Annotated in this window: 20 protein-coding genes and 1 tRNA gene; 11 read left to right on the forward strand and 10 right to left on the reverse strand. The window is 64.7% G+C overall.

The features are described 5' to 3' along the window. Nucleotides 1-74: 74 nt before the first annotated feature. The 4 genes from lptB to EDE08_RS19905 form a co-directional block, all read right to left on the reverse strand. Nucleotides 75-1,073, reverse strand: a complete 999-nt coding sequence (gene lptB / locus EDE08_RS19890; RefSeq protein ID WP_131870544.1) for an LPS export ABC transporter ATP-binding protein — start codon at nucleotides 1,071-1,073, stop codon at nucleotides 75-77. A gap of 223 nt (nucleotides 1,074-1,296) precedes the next feature. After that, nucleotides 1,297-2,025: an LptA/OstA family protein gene (locus tag EDE08_RS19895; protein WP_131870545.1), complete on the reverse strand. Its 729-nt coding sequence runs from the start codon at nucleotides 2,023-2,025 to the stop codon at nucleotides 1,297-1,299. Next, nucleotides 2,022-2,756, reverse strand: a complete 735-nt coding sequence (gene lptC / locus EDE08_RS19900) for an LPS export ABC transporter periplasmic protein LptC (RefSeq protein ID WP_131870546.1) — start codon at nucleotides 2,754-2,756, stop codon at nucleotides 2,022-2,024. Before lptC ends, EDE08_RS19895 begins: the two co-directional genes overlap by 4 nt. Before the next feature lie 162 nt (nucleotides 2,757-2,918). Further along, the gene (locus EDE08_RS19905) at nucleotides 2,919-3,533 is read right to left on the reverse strand and encodes a ribonuclease D (RefSeq protein ID WP_061879978.1); all 615 of its coding nucleotides are present in this window, start codon (nucleotides 3,531-3,533) and stop codon (nucleotides 2,919-2,921) included. A 384-nt stretch (nucleotides 3,534-3,917) separates the two neighbouring features. Here EDE08_RS19905 and EDE08_RS19910 point away from each other — a divergent pair, with 384 nt between their 5' ends. After that, nucleotides 3,918-5,189 carry an MFS transporter gene (locus EDE08_RS19910; RefSeq protein WP_131870547.1) on the forward strand — a complete coding sequence of 424 codons (1,272 nt, stop codon included), beginning with the start codon at nucleotides 3,918-3,920 and terminating at the stop codon, nucleotides 5,187-5,189. A 378-nt stretch (nucleotides 5,190-5,567) separates the two neighbouring features. Here the strand turns inward: EDE08_RS19910 and EDE08_RS19920 are convergent. Continuing rightward, nucleotides 5,568-5,654, reverse strand: a tRNA-Leu gene (locus EDE08_RS19920). Nucleotides 5,655-5,808: 154 nt separating this feature from the next. Between EDE08_RS19920 and EDE08_RS19925 the strand changes: the two genes are divergently transcribed. Then, the gene (locus EDE08_RS19925) at nucleotides 5,809-6,774 is read left to right on the forward strand and encodes a complex I NDUFA9 subunit family protein (protein ID WP_131870549.1); all 966 of its coding nucleotides are present in this window, start codon (nucleotides 5,809-5,811) and stop codon (nucleotides 6,772-6,774) included. A gap of 81 nt (nucleotides 6,775-6,855) precedes the next feature. Here EDE08_RS19925 and EDE08_RS19930 read toward each other — a convergent pair whose 3' ends face one another. Beyond that, a complete protein-coding gene (locus tag EDE08_RS19930) occupies nucleotides 6,856-7,662 on the reverse strand; it encodes an undecaprenyl-diphosphate phosphatase (RefSeq protein ID WP_131870550.1) in 807 nt (268 codons plus the stop codon). A 169-nt stretch (nucleotides 7,663-7,831) separates the two neighbouring features. Between EDE08_RS19930 and EDE08_RS19935 the strand changes: the two genes are divergently transcribed. The 3 genes from EDE08_RS19935 to EDE08_RS19945 all read left to right on the forward strand — a co-directional run bounded on the left by EDE08_RS19935 (nucleotide 7,832) and on the right by EDE08_RS19945 (nucleotide 10,732). Then, complete coding sequence (locus tag EDE08_RS19935; RefSeq protein ID WP_131870551.1) at nucleotides 7,832-8,524, forward strand: glutathione S-transferase family protein; 693 nt, start codon at nucleotides 7,832-7,834, stop codon at nucleotides 8,522-8,524. Between the two features lie 97 nt (nucleotides 8,525-8,621). Next, on the forward strand, nucleotides 8,622-9,779 hold the full coding sequence (gene queG / locus EDE08_RS19940) for a tRNA epoxyqueuosine(34) reductase QueG (RefSeq protein WP_245524828.1): 1,158 nt from the start codon (nucleotides 8,622-8,624) through the stop codon (nucleotides 9,777-9,779). A gap of 155 nt (nucleotides 9,780-9,934) precedes the next feature. Further along, nucleotides 9,935-10,732, forward strand: coding sequence for an acyl-CoA thioesterase domain-containing protein (locus EDE08_RS19945; protein ID WP_131870553.1), 798 nt, complete (start codon nucleotides 9,935-9,937; stop codon nucleotides 10,730-10,732). A 128-nt stretch (nucleotides 10,733-10,860) separates the two neighbouring features. Here EDE08_RS19945 and EDE08_RS19950 read toward each other — a convergent pair whose 3' ends face one another. Together EDE08_RS19950 and EDE08_RS19955 are read right to left on the reverse strand one after the other, a co-directional pair. Continuing rightward, nucleotides 10,861-11,328 carry a nuclear transport factor 2 family protein gene (locus tag EDE08_RS19950; protein ID WP_131870554.1) on the reverse strand — a complete coding sequence of 156 codons (468 nt, stop codon included), beginning with the start codon at nucleotides 11,326-11,328 and terminating at the stop codon, nucleotides 10,861-10,863. A 162-nt stretch (nucleotides 11,329-11,490) separates the two neighbouring features. Beyond that, nucleotides 11,491-12,279 (reverse strand): alpha/beta hydrolase, encoded by a 789-nt coding sequence (locus EDE08_RS19955; RefSeq protein ID WP_131870555.1) that lies wholly within the window; start codon nucleotides 12,277-12,279, stop codon nucleotides 11,491-11,493. A gap of 251 nt (nucleotides 12,280-12,530) precedes the next feature. On the opposite strand from EDE08_RS19955, the gene infC reads away from it, so the two are divergent. Then, nucleotides 12,531-13,070, forward strand: a complete 540-nt coding sequence (gene infC, locus EDE08_RS19960) for a translation initiation factor IF-3 (RefSeq protein ID WP_080659921.1) — start codon at nucleotides 12,531-12,533, stop codon at nucleotides 13,068-13,070. A 148-nt stretch (nucleotides 13,071-13,218) separates the two neighbouring features. Here the strand turns inward: infC and EDE08_RS19965 are convergent, their stop codons facing one another. Continuing rightward, nucleotides 13,219-13,623, reverse strand: a complete 405-nt coding sequence (locus tag EDE08_RS19965; protein WP_131870556.1) for a hypothetical protein — start codon at nucleotides 13,621-13,623, stop codon at nucleotides 13,219-13,221. 275 nt (nucleotides 13,624-13,898) lie between these two features. On the opposite strand from EDE08_RS19965, the gene rpmI reads away from it, so the two are divergent. Next, on the forward strand, nucleotides 13,899-14,099 hold the full coding sequence (gene rpmI, locus EDE08_RS19970) for a 50S ribosomal protein L35 (RefSeq protein WP_008539890.1): 201 nt from the start codon (nucleotides 13,899-13,901) through the stop codon (nucleotides 14,097-14,099). A gap of 80 nt (nucleotides 14,100-14,179) precedes the next feature. After that, nucleotides 14,180-14,539, forward strand: coding sequence for a 50S ribosomal protein L20 (rplT, locus tag EDE08_RS19975; protein WP_028179126.1), 360 nt, complete (start codon nucleotides 14,180-14,182; stop codon nucleotides 14,537-14,539). Between the two features lie 8 nt (nucleotides 14,540-14,547). Here rplT and EDE08_RS19980 read toward each other — a convergent pair whose 3' ends face one another. Next, complete coding sequence (locus tag EDE08_RS19980) at nucleotides 14,548-15,087, reverse strand: hypothetical protein (protein ID WP_349627685.1); 540 nt, start codon at nucleotides 15,085-15,087, stop codon at nucleotides 14,548-14,550. A 31-nt stretch (nucleotides 15,088-15,118) separates the two neighbouring features. Here EDE08_RS19980 and pheS point away from each other — a divergent pair, with 31 nt between their 5' ends. From pheS to pheT, 3 genes are all read left to right on the forward strand, one after another. Beyond that, nucleotides 15,119-16,201, forward strand: coding sequence for a phenylalanine--tRNA ligase subunit alpha (pheS, locus tag EDE08_RS19985; RefSeq protein ID WP_131870557.1), 1,083 nt, complete (start codon nucleotides 15,119-15,121; stop codon nucleotides 16,199-16,201). A 140-nt stretch (nucleotides 16,202-16,341) separates the two neighbouring features. Then, nucleotides 16,342-16,752: an endonuclease domain-containing protein gene (locus EDE08_RS19990; protein WP_245524829.1), complete on the forward strand. Its 411-nt coding sequence runs from the start codon at nucleotides 16,342-16,344 to the stop codon at nucleotides 16,750-16,752. Continuing rightward, nucleotides 16,749-19,157, forward strand: coding sequence for a phenylalanine--tRNA ligase subunit beta (gene pheT / locus EDE08_RS19995; protein ID WP_131870559.1), 2,409 nt, complete (start codon nucleotides 16,749-16,751; stop codon nucleotides 19,155-19,157). The genes EDE08_RS19990 and pheT overlap by 4 nt, the downstream gene beginning before the upstream one ends. The last annotated feature ends 20 nt before the right edge of the window (nucleotides 19,158-19,177 follow it).

Consider the following 19,177-nt stretch of genomic DNA (forward strand, 5'->3'; position numbering starts at 1 on the left):
CAAGAAATTGGTCCGATTTTTGCTTATCCTAGTCCGAGCCCGATGTACACGTCTTGACGAAACGCAAAAAAGGGCTAGAGGCGGAATTCCTCGCCAAGGTAAAGGCGGCGCACGTCCGGATCGGCAACGATCTCATCCGGGGTTCCCTCAGTCAAGATTTCCCCGGCATAGACGATATAGGCACGGTCGGTGAGGCCGAGCGTCTCGCGGACATTGTGGTCGGTGATCAGCACGCCGATGCCGCGGTTGGTGAGATGGCGCACGAGGTCCTGGATGTCCCCGACCGCGATCGGGTCGATGCCGGCGAAAGGCTCGTCGAGCAGCATGTAGTTCGGCCGCGTCGCCAGCGCGCGCGCGATCTCGACGCGGCGGCGCTCGCCGCCGGACAGCGCGATCGACGGCGATTTGCGCAGGCGCGTGATGTTGAATTCGTCGAGCAGCGAATCGAGCTGCTGCTCGCGCTTCTTGCGCGAGGGCTCGACCACTTCGAGCACGGCGCGGATGTTCTGCTCGACGGTGAGGCCGCGGAAGATCGAGGCCTCCTGCGGCAGATAGCCGATGCCGAGCCGCGCGCGCTGATACATCGGGAGCTTAGTGACGTCGTGGCCGTCGAGCTCGATCGCGCCGCGGTCGGCCTTGATCAGGCCGGTGATCATGTAGAACACGGTGGTCTTGCCGGCGCCGTTCGGCCCGAGCAGGCCGACCGCTTCGCCCCGGCGCACATAGATGCTGACGCCGCGCACGACCTGACGGCTGCCGAAACTCTTTTCCACGCTATGCACAGCCAGGAAGCCGGGCCGGTTCAGCAGCTGAGGGCCGCCCGCGCCGTTGGAGCTCGCGGCGGCCCTGACCGGGTGAACGGCCTGCGGACGCGGCGGCTCGGCTTGATAGTCGGCCTGGTAGTCACCCCGGAACTGGTCCGGCGCGCGCATCGGCTGGTCGCGGGCGACCGGCTGCGCGTCCCTGATGGGACTGGCCACGAGGCCGCCGAGCGCGGTGATGTCCTGACGCGCAAATCCTGGCCGGCCGCGCTTGGCGGGGCGCCGACGGAACATGCTGAAGAGATCGACCATCCCCGCCTTCTAGCCTTTTCGCGACGATCCTGCGCGAATTCGCGCGATCTGCCGCACCGGCCTTGCGATTCGCCGAGGCAGCATGAGTGAAGGGATGTCTCATGCCCAGTGAAACACGCCCGAAAAGCGGCGGATCCCGCTTCGAAAGCCCTGCGCGCTAGATACAGTCTCGCCGGGCAAGCTTCAACCTCGGATCGCGAGGATCCGAGACAAGTGATTGAATTTACTTTTGTTTACTTGCGCCGGGCAATTGCAGGGGCGGTCCCGCGCCGGGTTTGGCCCCTTGTCCCGCTTGTCCCCCTTGGCCGCAATCGTTGCTGCCGCCCTGCGGCAGCAGCGCCTGCACCCGGCCGTTGTCGGCTTCGACACGGGACACCCCGGTCGTCATGTCGACCATCAGGCGGTCGCCGCGCAGCACGTTCTTGCACTGGGTCAGAACCACCTGGCCGCCCGCGCCGCCGAGCATGGTGATGAGGTTGGTCCTGGTGTCGAACACGGCGGTCTCGCCGGTTACCACCTGGTCCTTCTGGGTGACCACGACATTGCCGCGCGCCTCCAGCCGCTTGATCGAGGAGCTGCCGCCCGGCCCCGGCGTCGCCGACTGCATCGGCGCCGATTTCGTGCCCTTCGGCGCAGGTTGCGGCGCGGCGGGCTTGTCGCCCGAGTCATAAAACACAACCAGCGTCTTCGAGGTCATGGTGGTGTCGCCCTGCACGACCTTCACATTGCCGGCGAAGGTCGCCTCCTTTTTCTTGTCGCGCATCTCCAGGGAGGCGGCTTCGATCTGGATCGGCTGATCGCGATTCTGCGAAAAACCCTGCATCGCGTTGGGCACACCTTGCATCGTGCTCTGTGCAAGGGCCGCACCCGTGACGAGCAGCGCGAGACCGACGGCGAGCGCGGCCTTGCTGGCGACAGCGTCGCGCGGAAAACAGTTCATCATGAAAATCATCTTGAATTGGCAGACTTGTTCTGAGGCGTACGCGGCTTCGCAGGCGGCGCCGGTTCGGGCGGCGCAGGCTGGGCGGCGGGCTGCTCGTCCAGCTTGTCCAAATGCATCACCACATTGCCCTCGAAGCGGATGACTTCACCGCCCTCGATAATTCGCAGGCGATCCGCACTCAGCGTGCCATTGGTCAGCGTGACGTCGACGCGCTCGTCCGAGGAAACCGTGCCCTTGCCCATGTCGACGAAGGCCGAGTTCAGCCGCGCCTCGTAGCCGGTCGAGGTACGCAGGAAGATATCTTTGTGCAGCTCGAGCTGCTGCTGCTTGTTGTCGAAGCGGCCGGTGCGGGCATCGAGGAAAAGCGTCGATCGATCCTCCATCAGTACCTTCGCGCGCAGGTCCGACAGATCGACATGATCGGGATCGGTGATGTCCTGCGTCGCCGTCTTGGCCCAGAGCTCGTAGGGCCGCTGATCCGGAGTGAAGCCGGACAGATGCGGCGATTCCATCGTGATCTTGGTGCCCGACACCACCATGTTTCCGGAATCGAGCGGCAGCTTCGGCATCAGCATGCGGAACGGATTGAAGACCGAGACGCCGACGATGGCGGCCATGGACAACAGCACCGCACCCGGAACCGCGATGCGCAGAATCCGCACCAGGCGGCTGTGGCGCGCCGCGCTGGCGAACTTCGCCGCAAGCGCGGCGTCGTAGGTGGGATTCTGGGCCGAATTCACCTGGGCTCCTGAAGTCCTGGGCTCCTGAAATATCGCTAGCCTCGTCCGGTCGACGGGCGGCCCCATTGTATCCGGCGCCGCCCAAATATGCAGCCGGCGACAGGCCGTTACGAAAGTGTCCGAAACGGGGCGGCAACCTCAGGGTAACCGCCGCACAGGGCCTCAGGAATGCGCGAAAATGTCCTCTTCGGACCAGCCCTGGAGGTCCAGCAAGGCGCGGGTCGGCAGGAAGTCGAAACAGGCCTGCGCCAGCTGGCTGCGGCCTTCCCGGACCAGCATGGCATCGAGCCGTTCGCGCAGGGCGTGCAGATGCAGCACGTCGGAGGCGGCGTAGGCGAGCTGCGGCTCGGTCAGGCTGTCGGAACCCCAGTCGCTCGACTGCTGCTGCTTGGAGAGGTCGATGTTGAGCACCTCGCGCACGAGGTCCTTGAGGCCATGGCGGTCGGTATAGGTGCGGGTCAGGCGGGAGGCGATCTTGGTGCAATAGATCGGCCCGGTCATGACGCCGAAGGTCTGGTACAGCACCGCGATGTCGAACCGCGCGAAGTGGAAGATCTTGGTGACGGCCGGATTGGCCAGGAGCGCCTTCAGGTTCGGCGCATCGGTGTGCCCCCTGGGGATCTGCACCACGTCGGCGCTGCCGTCGCCGGGCGAGAGCTGCACCACGCAGAGCCGGTCGCGGTGCGGGTTCAGCCCCATGGTCTCGGTGTCGATCGCCACCGCTCCGGTGTAGCGGGACAGGTCGGGCAGGTCGCCGCGGTGCAGACGTACGGTCATGGCGTGTCAAAACCTCGGGTCGAATCGGTGCGTCGATATCGTAGGCTAAACGGATGGACCGCGATGTAGCCACTGGCGAGAGGCCACGCAAGCGGCAGCCGTGGCCTGACGGGCGGTCAGATCGCGGCGATGGCGTGCAGATCGGCGATCCCTTAGTCGGGATTGGAGGGATCGGCTGGTCCTGCACTCTCCTGCATGCTGGGCGCTGCGGCGCTCGATCAGCCGCGGCACAATCAAGGTGATTCACACCCTCCACGGCGCGCGAAATGATGGGCCGCCGCTCTTTCCGGCAGGGCAGGTCTTCAGGCCGGCCCGCTGCAATTCGCCCCGGCACACCCTATTTGTTGCCGGCCTCTCCGCCCGCTCACGACGAATGAAGTGCCAATGACCGAACAGACGCTCGCCGCGCCGATCGACGACCACGGGAAACGCCAGCGCGGCTTCTCGCGCTACCAGGCGCTCCTCATCGCGCTGCTGACGTTCACGCAGTTCACGATCATTCTCGACTTCATCATCATGTCGCCGCTCGGCGCCATCCTGATGCCCTCGCTCGGCATCACGGCGGGGCAGTTCGGCATCGCGGTGTCGGCCTACGCGTTCAGTGCGGGACTATCGGGGATTCTCGCCGCCGGCTTCGCCGATCGCTTCGATCGCAAGCGGCTGCTGCTGTTCTTCTATGTCGGTTTCACGCTCGGCACTGCGCTCTGCGCGGCCGCGCAGACCTACCATGTGCTGCTGCTCGGCCGGATCGTGACCGGATTGTTCGGCGGCGTGATCGGCGCGGTCGTGCTCGCCATCGTCACCGACCTGTTTCCGCTGCACCTGCGCGGCCGCGTCATGGGCTTCCTCCAGACGGCGTTCGCCGCGAGCCAGGTGCTCGGCATTCCGGCCGGACTGTTTCTCGCCAATCACTGGAATTGGCATGTCTGCTTCGCGGCGATCGTCGTGGTGTCGATCGCAGCGATCGCAATCATCGCCCTCGTGATGGAGCCGGTCGATGCGCATCTGAAGCTGAAGCAGGACAGGAACCCGTTCCACCATCTGATCGCGACGATCGGTGAGCCGCGCTATACGCTGGCCTTCGCCGTCACGACGCTGCTGGCGACGGGCGGCTACATGCTGATGCCGTTCTCCAGCGCCTACACCGTGCACAATCTCGGCATCGACATCACGCATCTGCCGACGATCTATCTCGTCTCCGGCCTGTTCAGCATCGTCACGGGGCCGCTGGTCGGACGGGCCAGCGATGCGTTCGGCAAATATCCGACCTTCGTGTTCGGCTGCGCGATGACCGTGGTCATGGTGCTGATCTACACACATCTCGGCCACGTCTCGCTGGCGACCGCGATCCTCGTCAACGTCCTGATGTTCGTCGGCATCTTCTCGCGGATGATCCCGTCGCAGGCGCTGATGTCGGCGATCCCCGACGCGAGCCAGCGCGGCTCGTTCAGCGCGGTCAGCGCCTCGCTGCAGCAGCTCTCCGGCGGTCTCGGCTCGGTGCTCGCCGGCGCGATCATCGCGCAGGCGCCCGACGGCTCGCTGGTCCATTTCGACCGGATCGGCTACGTCGTCGTCGCGACGACGATCGTCACGCTGGTGATGATGTATTTCGTGCAGAAGGCGGTGGCGGAGCGGATGGGGAAGCAGGTCGTGTGAAGGGTACCTTGCCGCAACAGCAGTCCGGCTCCCAGATCAGCCGCCACCGAACTTGGAGGGATCGTCATAGGCGGGAGGGTCGTCGTGGTCGGTCCGCAGACCGCCGGGAACGGAGTCGTCGCGATAGATGCGCACACCATTCGGAGTGACATAGACTGGAGCCGTGGCCTGGCCCGGCCGAACGATGACAGGTCGCAGCTTGTGATGCCCTCTTGCGGCGGCGTTCGCAAAAGCACACGCACCGATCAAGAGGCACAAGCCCAAAGCACACGATCCCAAGCCACAGCGCATTGCACTTTCTCGGCTCATGGCCCCGATGCCAACGCAACATTCGGAAAGGGCTTATCTATCTGGATTTGTTTGCGATCCAGAAAAGCATGGTGCCCAGGAAAGGACTCGAACCTTCACGGCCGTTAAGCCACTGGCACCTGAAGCCAGCGCGTCTACCAATTCCACCACCTGGGCATGCCGTTTGGGGCACGGAGGCGGTTACTACGGTTCGGTGACGCCGTTGTCAATTCATGCGTGAGGCCCGGTTCGGGATGCCGATTGCGCATCGCAAACCGGCTCGATAAAAGCCTGACAAGACGCACTCTTTTCCGCAGGAACGGACACCCCCATGGCATCGAATCTGGACACGCTCGTCACGGTTTTCGGCGGATCGGGGTTTTTGGGCCGGAACGTCGTCCGGGCCCTGTGCAAGAGGGATTACCGGGTCCGGGTTGCGGTACGGCGGCCGGAACTCGCCGGATACCTGCAGCCCTCCGGCAAGGTCGGTCAGGTCCACACCGTGCAGGCGAATCTGCGCTATCCGGCCTCGGTCGAGGCGGCGCTGCGTGATTCGCATGTCGCCATCAACCTCGTCGGCGTCCTCACCGAAGGCGGCGCGCAGACCTTTGACGCCGTCCAGGCCAAGGGCGCCGAAACCGTCGCCAAGGCGGCGGCCGCGGTCGATGCCGGCCTGGTGCATGTCTCGGCGATCGGCGCCGACGCGGAATCGCCCTCGCGCTATGCCAGGGCCAAGGCGGCGGGCGAAGCCGCGGTTCTGGGCGCGGTTCCCTCCGCCACGATCTTCCGCCCCTCCGTGATGTTCGGCCCCGAGGACCAGTTCACCAACCGCTTTGCCGCGCTGGCCCGGATGTCGCCGGTGCTGCCGCTGATCGGCGAGACGACCCGGATGCAGCCGGTCTATGTCGGCGACGTCGCCACTGCGATCGCGGATGCCGTCGACGGCAAGGCCAAGGCGGGCGCTGCTTACGAGCTCGGCGGGCCGGAAGTGCTGACCATGCGCGAGATCATCGAGACCATTCTGGAGATCACCGACCGCAAGCGGATGCTGATCCCGCTGCCGTTCGGCCTCGCCCGCTTCCAGGCCGCCTTGCTGCAATTCGCGCCGGGCGCGTTCAAGCTGACACCGGACCAGGTCACACTGCTCGAGCGCGACAACGTCGTATCGGAGGCGGCGAAGGTGGCCGGCCTGACGCTGGAAGGCCTCGGCATCACCCCCGATTCGCTGGAAGCGATCGCCCCGCAATATCTCTGGCGCTTCCGCGCCGCCGGTCAGTTCCAGCGCATGAGCGTGTGAGCTCTCTCTTTCACTCTCCCGCTTGCTTGCGGGAGAGGGAGCGCAGCCTCGCCGGAGTTGGCTTCAAAACTTCAGCAGCTCCTACTGCCCCAGCGCCAGCGCGATCAGGCCGAGCGTGCCGACGATGACGCGCCACCAGGCGAACACCACGAAGCCGTGCCGGGTGACGTAGGTCAGGAACGTCTTCACCACGATGATGGCGGTGATGAACGACACCACGAATCCGATCGCGACGATGCCCATGTGGTCCATCGTCATCTCGGCGCGGCTCTTGTAGAAATCGTAGGCGAACGCACCGATCATGGTGGGAATGGCGAGGAAGAACGAGAACTCCGCCGCCGCGCGCTTGTCGGCCCCGAGCAGCATCGCCGCGACGATGCTGGCGCCGGAGCGCGACACGCCGGGGATCATCGCCACGCACTGCGCGATGCCGATATAGAGATACATCAGCAGCGGAAACCTGGTGGCGTCATGCTCGCGCGGCTTGAGATCGAGCTTGTCGACCCAGAGCAGGATGGCGCCGCCGACGATCAGCGTGAAGCAGATGACCCAGGGATTGAACAGCAGGCTCTTGATGTACTTGCCGGCGACGAGGCCGACGACCACGGCGGGCAGAAACGCCACCAGCACGCCGATCACGAAACGGCGCGCATCCGCATCGCCGGAGAAGAAGCCGATCACGACATCCCAGAGCTTCCGGAAATACAGCCCGACGATCGCGAGGATCGCGCCCAGCTGGATCAGAACGGTAAACGAATCCCAGAAGGCGCCTTCGCCGAGATGAAAGAAGCGCTCCGCGAGCAGGAGGTGACCGGTCGAGGATACGGGAAGGAACTCGGTCACACCCTCGATGATGCCGAGGATCACTGCCCGTATTACATCTGACATATTTACGGTCCATTTCGGCTGGAAAAGCGGGGCTCTTCTCGCCTATTCGTTCCCATGCCGCAATCGCAAAATGCGCGATCACGACCTTGCCTCGCGGTTTTGAGGGACTAGTGTGGCGCCGCACAAACATTGATGGATTCTTAAGCACCATCAAATAGTCAAAGGCTTCATGTTTACGCTGTTTCATCATCCCTTCTGCCCGCATTCGCGCTTCATCCGCCTGATCGCGGGCGAATACGGGCTCGATCTGAAGCTGGTCGAAGAGCGCAGCTGGGAGCGGCGCGAGGCGTTTCTGCTTCTCAATGCGGCCGGCACCACGCCGGTGTTGGTGGACGAGGAACAGCCGCCGATTCCCGGCGCGGCCATCATCGCCGAATATGTCGACGAGGCCTATGGTGCCGAGATGGGCCCGAAACGCCTGATGCCGCAGACGATCGGCGAACGCGTCGAGGTGCGCCGGCTGATGGCCTGGTTCAACGAGAAGTTCTTCGAGGAAGTCTCGCACCCGCTCGTCACCGAGCGCATCTACAAGCGCTTCATGAGCGAGGAGAATGGCGGCGGCCCGCCTTCGGCCGACGTGATGCGCGCGGCGAAGGCCAATGTGCGCTATCATCTGGCCTATATCGGCTGGCTGGCGCAGACGCGCAATTTCCTCGCCGGCGACCGGCTCAGCTACGCGGATCTCGCCGCCGCGGCGCATCTCTCGGCGATCGACTATCTGGGCGACGTGCCATGGAGCGAGGACGACGCAGCAAAGGCGTGGTACGCGCGGGTGAAATCCCGCCCGTCGTTCCGTCCGCTGCTCAGCGAATGGCTGGCCGGCGTGCCGGCGTCGCGGACCTACGTGGACCTGGATTTCTGATGAGGATCGTCATGCCCGGGCTCGTCCCGGGCATCCACGTTCCTTCTTTTATCATGAGCGCGACGCAAGGACGTGGATGGCCGGGACAGGCCCGGCCATGACGAGCGTGGATCCGACGGTGATCAAATCTGCCCCCGACATGGATGGGCTGCGTTCCGCACTCGAGGAGCAGGCGCGCGCGCTTGGCTTCGACTGCATCGGCATCACCGCGCCGGGCACGATCGAGACTGCCGGCAAACACTTCCTCGAATTCATCGCATCGGGCGGCCATGGCGACATGGACTGGCTCGCAGCTCAGCCGGAGCGCCGCGTCGATCCGCGCGGGCTGTGGCAGGACGTGCGCAGCGTGATCATGCTCGGCGTCAATTACGGTCCCGACTCCGATCCGCTGACGATCCTCGAGCAGCCGACGCGCGCTGCGATCTCGGTCTATGCGCAGGGCGACGACTATCACGACCTCATCAAGAAGCGCCTGAAGTCGCTGGCGCGCTGGCTGGTCGCGACCGCGCCGTCGGACGTGAAAGTCTTCGTCGACACCGCGGCGGTGATGGAGAAGCCGCTGGCGCAGGCGGCGCATCTGGGCTGGCAGGGCAAGCACACCAACCTGGTCTCGCGCGAGTTCGGCTCGTGGCTTTTTCTCGGCGCGATCTACACCACGCTGGAGCTGCCGCGCGATGCCGCCGAGATCGATCATTGCGGCTCGTGCCGGGCCTGTCTCGACATCTGCCCGACCGCGGCGTTCCCCGCGCCCTACAAGCTCGATGCGCGACGCTGCATCTCGTATCTCACCATCGAGAACAAGGGACCGATCCCGCGCGAATTTCGCAAAGCCATCGGCAATCGCATCTATGGCTGCGACGATTGCCTCGCCGCGTGCCCCTGGAACAAGTTCGCGCAGGAAGGGCGCGAGGCCAGGCTCGCGACGCGCGACGAATTGCGCGCGCCTTCTCTCGCTGAGCTCGCACGGCTCGACGACGCGGCGTTTCGCGCGCTGTTCACGAAGTCGCCGGTCAAGCGCATCGGCCGCGACCGCTTCTTGCGCAACGTGCTGATTGCGATCGGCAACTCGGGCGAGGCGGCGCTGGCGGAGGAGGCGCGGCGGTTGCTGGGTGATGCGAGCCCGATGGTGCGCGGGGCTGCGGTGTGGGCGCTCGAGCAATTGGTGGCACGGGAAGAGTTTCAGGCGATGAAGCTGCATGCTCTCGATCGCGAGCCCGACGAGAGCATTCGCGAAGAGTGGAAAGCCGCTCTCTGACCCTCATCCTGAGGAGCCGCGCGAGCGGCGTCTCGAAGGATAGAGGCCGAGCTGCCGCAGCGCGGCCTGCATGGTTCGAGACGGCGCTTCGCGCCTCCTCACCATGAGGATTGAACATCTTGATTTCCCCGCGCGTTCCAGCAATCTCGCGCGTCATGACAAACATGCCCTTCTTCACCCGCGACGGCGAGACATTCCACCCGACGGAAGTTGCCAATGGCCCCTGGGATCCGAAGTCGCTGCACGGGCGCGTCATCATCGGCCTGCTCGGCTTCGCCATCGAGGAACGCCATTCCGGGCCCGAGTTCGTGCCGGCGCGGCTCACCGTCGACATGTTTCGGCTGCCGACCATCGACAAGCCGATTGAAGTGACGACGCGGCTGGTGCGCGATGGACTACGCATCCGCGTGGTGGAAGCGGAGTTCGTCTCCGGCGGCGTCAGCATGGCGCGCGCCTCGTGCCAGCTGCTGCGCAAGACGCAGAATCCTGATGGCAATGTCTGGTCGCCGCCGAACTGGGACGCGCCGAAGCCGGCCGACATTCCCAAGCCCACGGATCCCAGGCTCGGCATGAACGGCAAATGGACGACGCGGCCGATCGTCGGCCAGATGGGCTCGCTCGGGCCGCGCCGGCTGTGGATGAGCGAGGTGCGCGAGCTCGTTGCGGGCGTGCCGATGACACCGTTCGTCCATGTCGCAACCGGCGCCGATTTCGCCAGCCCGTTTGCCAATGCCGGCGACAAGGGGCTCGGCTACATCAACAGCGACGTCACAATCTATCTGCACCGCCTGCCGGTCACGGAATGGATCGGCTTCGAAGTCGTGAACCACCACGCCACCGACGGCGTCGCGATCGGCGAATGCTGGCTCTACGACGAGCAGGGCCCGATCGGCACCGCCACGGTCGCCGCACTGGCGCAGCGCAAGCCGATGGCGAATCCGTCGAAGCGGTAGGAGCGTGCGCCTCTCTCCGGTCGTCATTCCGGGATGCGCCGTCAGGCGCAGACCCGGAATCCATCGGACCGCAGGCCAAAAGGCGAAATGGATTCCGGGTTCGTGCTTCGCGCGCCCCGGAATGACGGTCAGGTGATATGCCGCTGCATCTCCGGCCGCGCCTTGAGCTCGGCGCCCTGCCTGGCGACGATCTTCGCGATGCGCTCCGGCGCGAACTTCAGATCGACGAACGCCGGCGCGGTGTTGGCGACCTCGTGATAGCTCGCGATCCTGCCGTCCTTCAGCGCCATGATCGCCACGCCCTCGAACATCGCCCGCGCGCCGTTCGCTTCCGGCAGGGTCGAACGATAGCTGAAGGTGTAGCGCGCATAGAGCGTGGTGCCGTCGCTGACGGGATCATGCATGTCCCAGCGGAAATCGGTCGCCGTGCGGTAGAACCAGTCGTCGATCATCGCGGCGATTTTTTCGCGGCCTTCGAAGGCGCCGTAGAACACGTCGTGATAGACGCCGTCCTCGGTGAACAGTTTGGCGAAGGCGCGGCCGTTGCGCTGCTCGACCGCGTCGCAGAAGGCGCGCAGCATGGCGGTGGTGGTCATTGGCGTTGCTCCTTCCCCGTTCTCTGTCATGCCCCGGCTCGACCTAGGCATCCAGTACGCCGTGACTTCTCGGCTCTATCTCTGCCGTTTCTGGAATACTGGATTGCCCGCCCCTGTGCGCAATTGCGCACTAGGCGGGCAATGACAGCGAGTATTACAACATCACCCGATCTCCGCCACCGCCGCAAGAATGCGCGCGATGTCCTGCGGGCGGGAGAGGCGGTGGTCGCCGTCCTGGATCATGGTCAGCACGACGTCATCGGCCGGAAGGCGGTGCGTCAGCGCGAACGCGTGCTGCCACGGCACATCGGGATCTTTCGCGCCTTGCAGGATTCGGACGGGACAGCCGAGATCGATGGCGCTGCCAAGCACGAGGTGGTTGCGGCCCTCCTCGATCAGGTTCCGCGTGATCGGATAGGGCGAGCCGTCGCCGTATTCCGACGGCCGCATCCAGACACCCTTGGTCTCGATCTCCTTCTTCACCGCGGGCGGAAAATTCTTCCACATCAGCTCCTCGGTGAAATCGGGCGCGGGCGCGATCAGGACGAGGCCGGCCAGCGACGCCTTGCCGGGACGCTTCTTGATCTCGCGTGCGAGCAGCAGCGCGATCCAGCCGCCCATGGATGAGCCGATCAGGACTTGCGGGCCATCGCAAAACCGCTCGAACACCGCAACGCTCTCCTCCAGCCAGCGCCCGATGGTTCCGTCAGTGAAGTCGCCGCCGGACTCGCCGTGGCCGGAATAGTCGAACCGGACCATCGCGCGGCTGTGATCCCGGGCGAAGGCGTCCAGCGCCAAGGCCTTGCTGCCCTGCATGTCCGAGTTGAATCCGCCCAGCCAGACCAGTCCGGGCCCCTGTCCGCGCCGACTGCGTACCGCGATCCTGCGTGCGGACGGGCCCTCGCCTACATCGGTGAAGTCGAGCATGGCATCAGGAATTATATCGGTCATGGAACATTTACTCTGGCTGTGCGGTTTGAGCTGTCCGGGCGCGTCCCACGATGCGACCCGATGGCTGCATTGGCCGCCCTTTGGGACGCTTGCGGAACAGAAGCAAGGTGTCTATGTCGTCTGCGTGCTCAGGCGTGACCAAAATGCCTCGCATTTGAGGGTTTTTCGCACGCCGCATGAGCGACTTGCTTGCCGGCAAACGCATCTTCCTTCAAGATAGCCGCTTCTTTCACAACTTTGGAGAACCACCCATTCGCCGTCCTAATAAAGCTCCGCCCGCTGCCAGCAAAGACGGGCCGCGCATCAATGATGATATCCGCAATGCGCAGATCCAGCTGATCGACCAGACCGGTGACAACAAAGGCACGGTCGAGACCGTCGTCGCCATCCGGATGGCTCAGGAAGCCGGCATGGATCTGGTCGAGATTTCGCCGAATGCCAGCCCTCCCGTCTGCAAGATCATGGACTACGGGAAGTACAAGTATTCCGCTCAGAAGAAAGCCGCGGAAGCCCGCAAGCGGCAGAAGACCGTCGAGATCAAGGAGATCAAGCTCCGCCCGATGATCGACGACCATGATTACGACGTGAAGATGCGCGCGATGCAGCGATTCTTCGAAGAGGGCGACAAGGTCAAGATCACGTTGCGCTATCGTGGCCGTGAAATGGCGCACCAGGAGATCGGCACCAAGCTGCTGGACAAGATCAAGACCGACGTCGCCGAGCTCGCCAAGGTCGAGCAGGACGCGCGGTTCGAAGGCCGCCAGGTCGTCATGGTGCTGGCGCCGCGCTGACGCGAAGCGCTTTGGCTCAGGACTGAGTTTTCAACGGCCCGTCCGGATCTCCGGCGGGCCGTTTTGTTGTGGCGAGGTGCAAGCCGCGGACGCTGCTGCACCCTCCCCCGCAGGCGAGGGAGGGAGCCGACCACCGCCGTTGCGCCAGCTACGTCCGCGTCGCCTGCCAGGTGCCGCTGCACGGGTCGCCGGAGATGACACCTCTCCACGAGCCGGCGCCGTTCATGCCGGCGAGCCGGCCGCCGCCGCTGGCATGGGAGGCGCCGACCGAGACGTGGACAGCCACAGCGCCGGAGCGGTTGACCTTGCCCGAGACCCGGCCGCCGCCGGCGGACGAGACGCGGCTGCCCGTCACGGTGAAGGGGACGCTGTAGCCTGAGCTGCAACTGCCCCTCGTGGTGGCGAAGGTGACGTTCCAGATGCCGTCATAGCCGCCGATTCGGGCATCGGCAGACGACGGCAGCATGGCGGCCGCGAGCGCGGCAAACACCGCCAGATGACGCGGGCGGACGAAACCAGTCAAAGACGAAGGCGATTGGGACAAATGGGCCATTTTGGTCCTGCTCCGGGCGACACGGCTGGGGACATGAGGGTGGCAACACCGGATAGTCTCCGCGCCTGTTCCGCCGGTTCATCGTTGCCATTTGGCTCCCGCTCTGTCATAAGCCCAGCCTTCATCGCCCGGCTGATTAAGGGCTGCCGTGGCGGTGTTTCGTGCGGGTTTCGCGCTCGTTCGCAAAACCTGAGCACAATCAACGCTCTAACGAGCAATTTAGACGGCCAGCCGCCTTCACGGGCGGATTTCTGTTGTGGCCATAGGAGAGCCAAATGCCCAAGCTGAAGACCAAATCGGGCGCTAAAAAGCGCTTCAAGGTGACTGCCACCGGCAAAGTGATGCACGCCCAGCGCGGCAAGCGTCACGGCATGATCAAGCGGACGAAGAAGCAGATCCGTCAGCTCCGCGGCACCCGCGTCCTGTTCAAGACCGACGGCGACAACGTCAAGAAGTACTTCTTGCCGAACGCCTGATCGCGTCCACGATCACTGCCACCTCGCGCCGCCTTCGCGCGGCGATCCGAAAACCAAGTCATCTCTGAAGGAATTTTGTCATGTCTCGCGTCAAACGCGGTGTGACCGCCCACGCCAAGCACAAGAAAGTCTACAAGGCCGCCAAGGGCTTCTATGGCCGCCGCAAGAACACCATCCGCGCCGCCAAGCCGGCGGTCGAGAAGGCGATGCAATACGCCTTCCGCGATCGCAAGCGTAAGAAGCGGACGTTCCGCGCGCTCTGGATCCAGCGCATCAACGCAGCCGTCCGTCCGTTCGGCCTGACCTACAGCCGATTTATCGACGGCATGGCCAAGTCCGGGATCACCGTGGACCGCAAGGTGCTGTCGGATCTCGCGATCAGCGAGCCCGCCGCGTTCCAGGCGATCGCCGAGAAGGCCAAGGCTGCGCTCGCCGCCTGAGGCCTGCGCTAGCGGGCCTTTTGGCCCGCAGCCTTCAAAGCTTGTTGCGAGTAGCGCTGGGCGACCTCCGCCCGGCAGAATGCTGTCGCCGAAATATACATGGTGCCGGACTTGTTCCGGTACTTGCGATCGCACGCCTGCAACTCGCGCTGATAGCTGAGCTTCTGCGGCGGCTTCTGCTGGCCGACGAAATCAGCTTCGCATTTCTTCTCGACCACTTCACCGAACTGTACGTCGCCGCTGGCGCCATATGCGCAGGCCTCGAACAGCTTCATGGCAGGGCCGCAGCCAGGCGCCGCATTGAGGACTGCGATGACGTCGTCCATCGACGTCGATTTGGCCGGGCATTCCTCGGCGTAGGCCGCGCCACTCAAAGCACCTTCCAACACAAGCAGGGCCAGACCGACCAGACAGGATCTCGAAAGCATCGCAAGACTCTCCTCATACCCCCATTGGTGCCGGGTCCCCGCGCAGCGTTCAACCCGGCCGGCCGCAAGCCCGAAATGACCGGCTTTTTGCTTGACGTTACGGCCTTCGGGCGGCGACAACCCAGCCGAATTTAGAGCCAAGGATTTGCCTGTGTCCGACCTCGCAACGCTCGAAACGTCCATCCTCGACCAGATCGCCGCCGCCGGCGATGAAGCCGCTCTTGAAGCCGTGCGCGTCGCAGCCCTCGGCAAGAAGGGCTCGATCTCGGCGCTCCTCGCCACGCTCGGCAAGATGTCGCCGGATGAGCGCAAGACGCAAGGTGCTGCGATCAACCAGGCGAAGGACAAGGTCACCGAGGCGCTCGCCGCCCGGCGCGACCTGCTGAAGTCGGTCGCGCTCGATGCGCGACTCGCCTCCGAGACCCTCGACGTCACCCTGCCGCTGAGCGACGCACCGGTCGAGGCCGGCCGGATCCATCCGCTGAGCCAGGTCTGGGACGAGCTGACCACGATCTTCGCCGACATGGGATTCTCGGTCGCCGAAGGTCCCGATATCGAGTCCGACGACTACAACTTCACCAAGCTGAATTTCCCGGAAGGCCATCCCGCGCGCGAAATGCACGACACCTTCTTCTTCCATCCGAAGGAGGACGGCTCGCGCATGCTGCTGCGGACCCACACCTCGCCGGTGCAGGTGCGCACCATGCTGAGCCAGAAGCCGCCGATCCGCGTGATCTGCCCGGGCCGCACCTACCGCATCGATTCGGACGCGACCCACACGCCGCAATTCCACCAGGTCGAAGGCCTCGTCATCGACAAGACCTCGCATCTCGGCCACCTCAAATGGATCCTGCACGAGTTCTGCAAGGCGTTCTTCGAGGTCGACCACATCAACATGCGCTTCCGCCCCTCCTTCTTCCCGTTCACAGAGCCGTCGCTGGAAGTCGACATCCAGTGCCGCCGCGACAAGGGCGAGATCCGCTTCGGCGAAGGCGAGGACTGGCTCGAGATTCTCGGCTGCGGCATGGTGCATCCGAACGTGCTGCGCGCCTGCGGCATCGATCCCGACGAGTACCAGGGCTTCGCCTGGGGCATGGGCATCGACCGCATCGCCATGCTGAAATACGGCATCGCCGACCTGCGCCAGCTGTTCGACAGCGACGTCCGCTGGCTGAGCCACTACGGCTTCAAGCCGCTGGAGGTGCCGACGCTTGCGGGGGGATTGAGCTCGTGAGGGTTGTGAGTAGTCGTACAAAGACTCTCTCCGTTCCCTCCCCCCTTGTGGGGGAGGGTCAGGGAGGGGGGTAGCCGCGGATGCCGCACGCAGTTGTAAGCGAGCGACAGCGCAGCCGGGCGAAACAGCTTCGCCGAACGATGACGCGCGCCGAAACACTGCTGTGGCGGCACCTGAAGGCTAACCGCATGGATGGTGTTGGCATCCGTCGCCAATCGCCAATCGGAAACTACATTGCTGACTTCGTGTGCTTCTCCTCAAAGCTCATCATCGAGCTCGATGGGGAATCCCATGATTTCGAGGAACGTCAGAAAAAAGATGAGCGTCGCGACGCTTTCTTCGCAGCCGAGGGCTTTCAGGTTCTGCGCTTCACCAACGATCAGGTGATGACGAACCTTGAGGGAGTTGTTGAGGCAATTCGCCAGGCAGCTTCCGCCGGAGCCCGCGGCTCACCCCCCTCCCTGACCCTCCCCCACAAGGGGGGAGGGAACGCCGACACCGACCAAGATCAATTCGTTAACACCGACAAGAACCGAGGCACACAGCCATGAAATTCACCCTCTCCTGGCTGAAGGATCATCTCGAGACCGACGAGCCGCTCGACAAGCTCGCCGAGAAGCTCACCATGATCGGGCTCGAGGTCGAGAACATCGAGGACAAGGCGAAGGCGTTGAAGCCTTTCACCATCGCGAAGGTGATCTCGGCCGAGCAGCATCCGAATGCGGATCGCCTGCGGGTCTGCATGGTCGACACCGGTGACGGCGGCGCGCCGGTGCAGGTGGTGTGCGGCGCGCCGAATGCGCGTGCGGGGCTCGTCAGCGTGTTCTCAGCCCCGGGCACCTACATTCCCGGCAAGGACATCACGCTCGGAATCGGCACCATCCGCGGCGTCGAGAGCCGCGGCATGCTGTGCTCGGCGGCCGAATTGCAGATCTCGAACGATCATGACGGCATCATGGAATTGCCGGCGGACGCCCCCATTGGTGCGGCCTACGCCGAATGGGCCGGCCTCGGCGATCCCGTGGTCGAGATCAACCTGACGCCGAACCGGCAGGACTGCACCGGCGTGCACGGCATCGCGCGCGACCTCGCCGCCGCCGACATGGGCAAGTTCAAGGACCCGACCATCAAGCCGATCAAGGGCGAATTCCCATGCCCGGTGAAGGTCACGGTCGAGGACGCCACGTTGTGCCCGGGCTTCGCGCTCCGCCTCGTGCGCGGCGTCAAGAACGGACCGTCGCCGGAATGGCTGCAGAAGCGGCTGACCGCGATCGGTCTGCGCCCGATCAACGCGCTGGTCGACATCACCAACTTCATGACATTCGACCGCGCGCGGCCGCTGCATGTGTTCGACGCCAAGAAGGTGAAGGGCAATCTCGTCGTGCGTCGCGCCCGCGAGGGCGAGAGCCTGCTGGCGCTCGACGGCCGCACCTACAATCTCGATCCCGCGATTTGCGTCATCGCGGACGAGCACGGCGTCGAATCGCTCGCCGGCATCATGGGCGGCGAGGCTTCGGGCTGCGACGAGAACACCACCGACGTGCTGATCGAATCGGCGCTGTGGAACGAGATCAACATCGCCCAGACCGGCCGCAAGCTCGGCATCAATTCCGATGCGCGCTACCGCTTCGAGCGCGGCGTCGATCCCGCCTTCATGGTGCCGGGGCTCGAGCTCGCGACCAGGCTGGTGATGGAGATGTGCGGCGGCACACCGTCCGAGACCGTCGTGGTCGGCAAATCCTTCGGCGATGACCGCTTGATCGAATTCCCGGTCACCGAGGTCAAGCGTCTCTCCGGCATCGAGGTGCCGCAGCCAGAGATGAAGCGCATCCTGACCCATCTCGGCTTCATGATGGCGGGCCCCGGCCCGATCGTGAAGGTGGCGGTGCCCTCGTGGCGCTCCGACGTGCACGGCAAGGCCGACATCGTCGAGGAGGTCGTCCGCATCTTCGGCGTCGACAAGGTGCCGATGACGCCGTTCGAACGCGGCGAGGACGCGCGCAAATCGGTGCTGACGCCGCTCCAGCTGCGCACCCGCCGCGCGCGACGCGGGCTCGCCAGCCGCGGCATGGTCGAAGCCGTCACGTGGTCGTTCATTGCCAAGCCCGCGGCCGAATTGTTCGGCGGCGGCCAGCGCGAGCTCGAAGTGGCCAACCCGATCGCGTCCGATTTGTCGGACATGCGCCCGACCTTGCTTGCGGGCCTGATCGCGGCCGCGCAGGCCAATGCCGACCGCGGCTTTGGCGATGTCGCGCTGTTCGAGGTCGGCCAGATCTTCAAGGGCGATCGCCCGCAGGACCAGTTCATGGCGGCAAGCGGCGTGCGCCGCGGCTTTGCCTCCTCGGAAGGTCTCGGACGGCACTGGACCGGCTCGACGCAGGCGGACGTGTTCGACGCGAAAGCCGATGCGCTGGCGGTGCTCGCTGCGGCCGGTGCGCCGATGCAGGCGCTTCAGGTCGTGGCGGGTGGTCCTGGCTGGCTGCATCCGGGGCGTTCCGCCACGATCCAGATCGGCCCGCAGAACGTGCTCGGCCATTTCGGCGAGATGCATCCGCGCGCGCTCGAGGCGCTCGGCGTCGATGGTCCCTTGATGGTGTTCGAGGTCATTCTCGACCGCATCCCCGAGGCCAAGAAGAAGCCGACCCGCGCCAAGCCGCTGATCGAGCTGTCCGCCTTCCAGCCTGTTACGCGCGACTTCGCCTTCATCGTCGACCGCGACGTGAAGGCCGGCGACATCGTCCGCGCCGCGCAAGCCGTCGACAAGAAGCTGATCACCGGCGTGAACGTTTTCGACGTCTACGAGGGCAAGGGCATCGATGACGGCAAGAAGTCGATCGCGATCGCGGTGACGATCCAGCCGCGCGAGAAGACCCTGACCGACCAGGAGATCGAGGCCGTCGGCGCCAAGATCGTGGCCGAAGTCACGAAGAAGACCGGCGGTACTCTGAGAGCATGATGCCGAAAAGTGTGAAGCGG

The organism is Bradyrhizobium sp. R2.2-H (genome assembly GCF_004346455.1).
In the GTDB taxonomy this organism is placed as follows: Bacteria; Pseudomonadota; Alphaproteobacteria; order Rhizobiales; family Xanthobacteraceae; genus Bradyrhizobium; species Bradyrhizobium diversitatis.

Excerpts from the sequence above, each read along its gene's own strand:
- lptB (WP_131870544.1), bottom strand. The coding sequence starts at position 1,073 with ATGGTCGATCTCTTCAGCATGTTCCGTCGGCGCCCCGCCAAGCGCGGC.
- EDE08_RS19895 (WP_131870545.1), bottom strand. The coding sequence starts at position 2,025 with ATGATTTTCATGATGAACTGTTTTCCGCGCGACGCTGTCGCCAGCAAG.
- EDE08_RS19905 (WP_061879978.1), bottom strand. The coding sequence starts at position 3,533 with ATGACCGTACGTCTGCACCGCGGCGACCTGCCCGACCTGTCCCGCTAC.
- EDE08_RS19910 (WP_131870547.1), top strand. The coding sequence starts at position 3,918 with ATGACCGAACAGACGCTCGCCGCGCCGATCGACGACCACGGGAAACGC.
- EDE08_RS19925 (WP_131870549.1), top strand. The coding sequence starts at position 5,809 with ATGGCATCGAATCTGGACACGCTCGTCACGGTTTTCGGCGGATCGGGG.
- EDE08_RS19930 (WP_131870550.1), bottom strand. The coding sequence starts at position 7,662 with ATGTCAGATGTAATACGGGCAGTGATCCTCGGCATCATCGAGGGTGTG.
- EDE08_RS19935 (WP_131870551.1), top strand. The coding sequence starts at position 7,832 with ATGTTTACGCTGTTTCATCATCCCTTCTGCCCGCATTCGCGCTTCATC.
- queG (WP_245524828.1), top strand. The coding sequence starts at position 8,622 with ATGACGAGCGTGGATCCGACGGTGATCAAATCTGCCCCCGACATGGAT.
- EDE08_RS19945 (WP_131870553.1), top strand. The coding sequence starts at position 9,935 with ATGACAAACATGCCCTTCTTCACCCGCGACGGCGAGACATTCCACCCG.
- EDE08_RS19950 (WP_131870554.1), bottom strand. The coding sequence starts at position 11,328 with ATGACCACCACCGCCATGCTGCGCGCCTTCTGCGACGCGGTCGAGCAG.
- EDE08_RS19955 (WP_131870555.1), bottom strand. The coding sequence starts at position 12,279 with ATGACCGATATAATTCCTGATGCCATGCTCGACTTCACCGATGTAGGC.
- EDE08_RS19965 (WP_131870556.1), bottom strand. The coding sequence starts at position 13,623 with ATGGCCCATTTGTCCCAATCGCCTTCGTCTTTGACTGGTTTCGTCCGC.
- rpmI (WP_008539890.1), top strand. The coding sequence starts at position 13,899 with ATGCCCAAGCTGAAGACCAAATCGGGCGCTAAAAAGCGCTTCAAGGTG.
- rplT (WP_028179126.1), top strand. The coding sequence starts at position 14,180 with ATGTCTCGCGTCAAACGCGGTGTGACCGCCCACGCCAAGCACAAGAAA.
- EDE08_RS19990 (WP_245524829.1), top strand. The coding sequence starts at position 16,342 with ATGACGCGCGCCGAAACACTGCTGTGGCGGCACCTGAAGGCTAACCGC.
- pheT (WP_131870559.1), top strand. The coding sequence starts at position 16,749 with ATGAAATTCACCCTCTCCTGGCTGAAGGATCATCTCGAGACCGACGAG.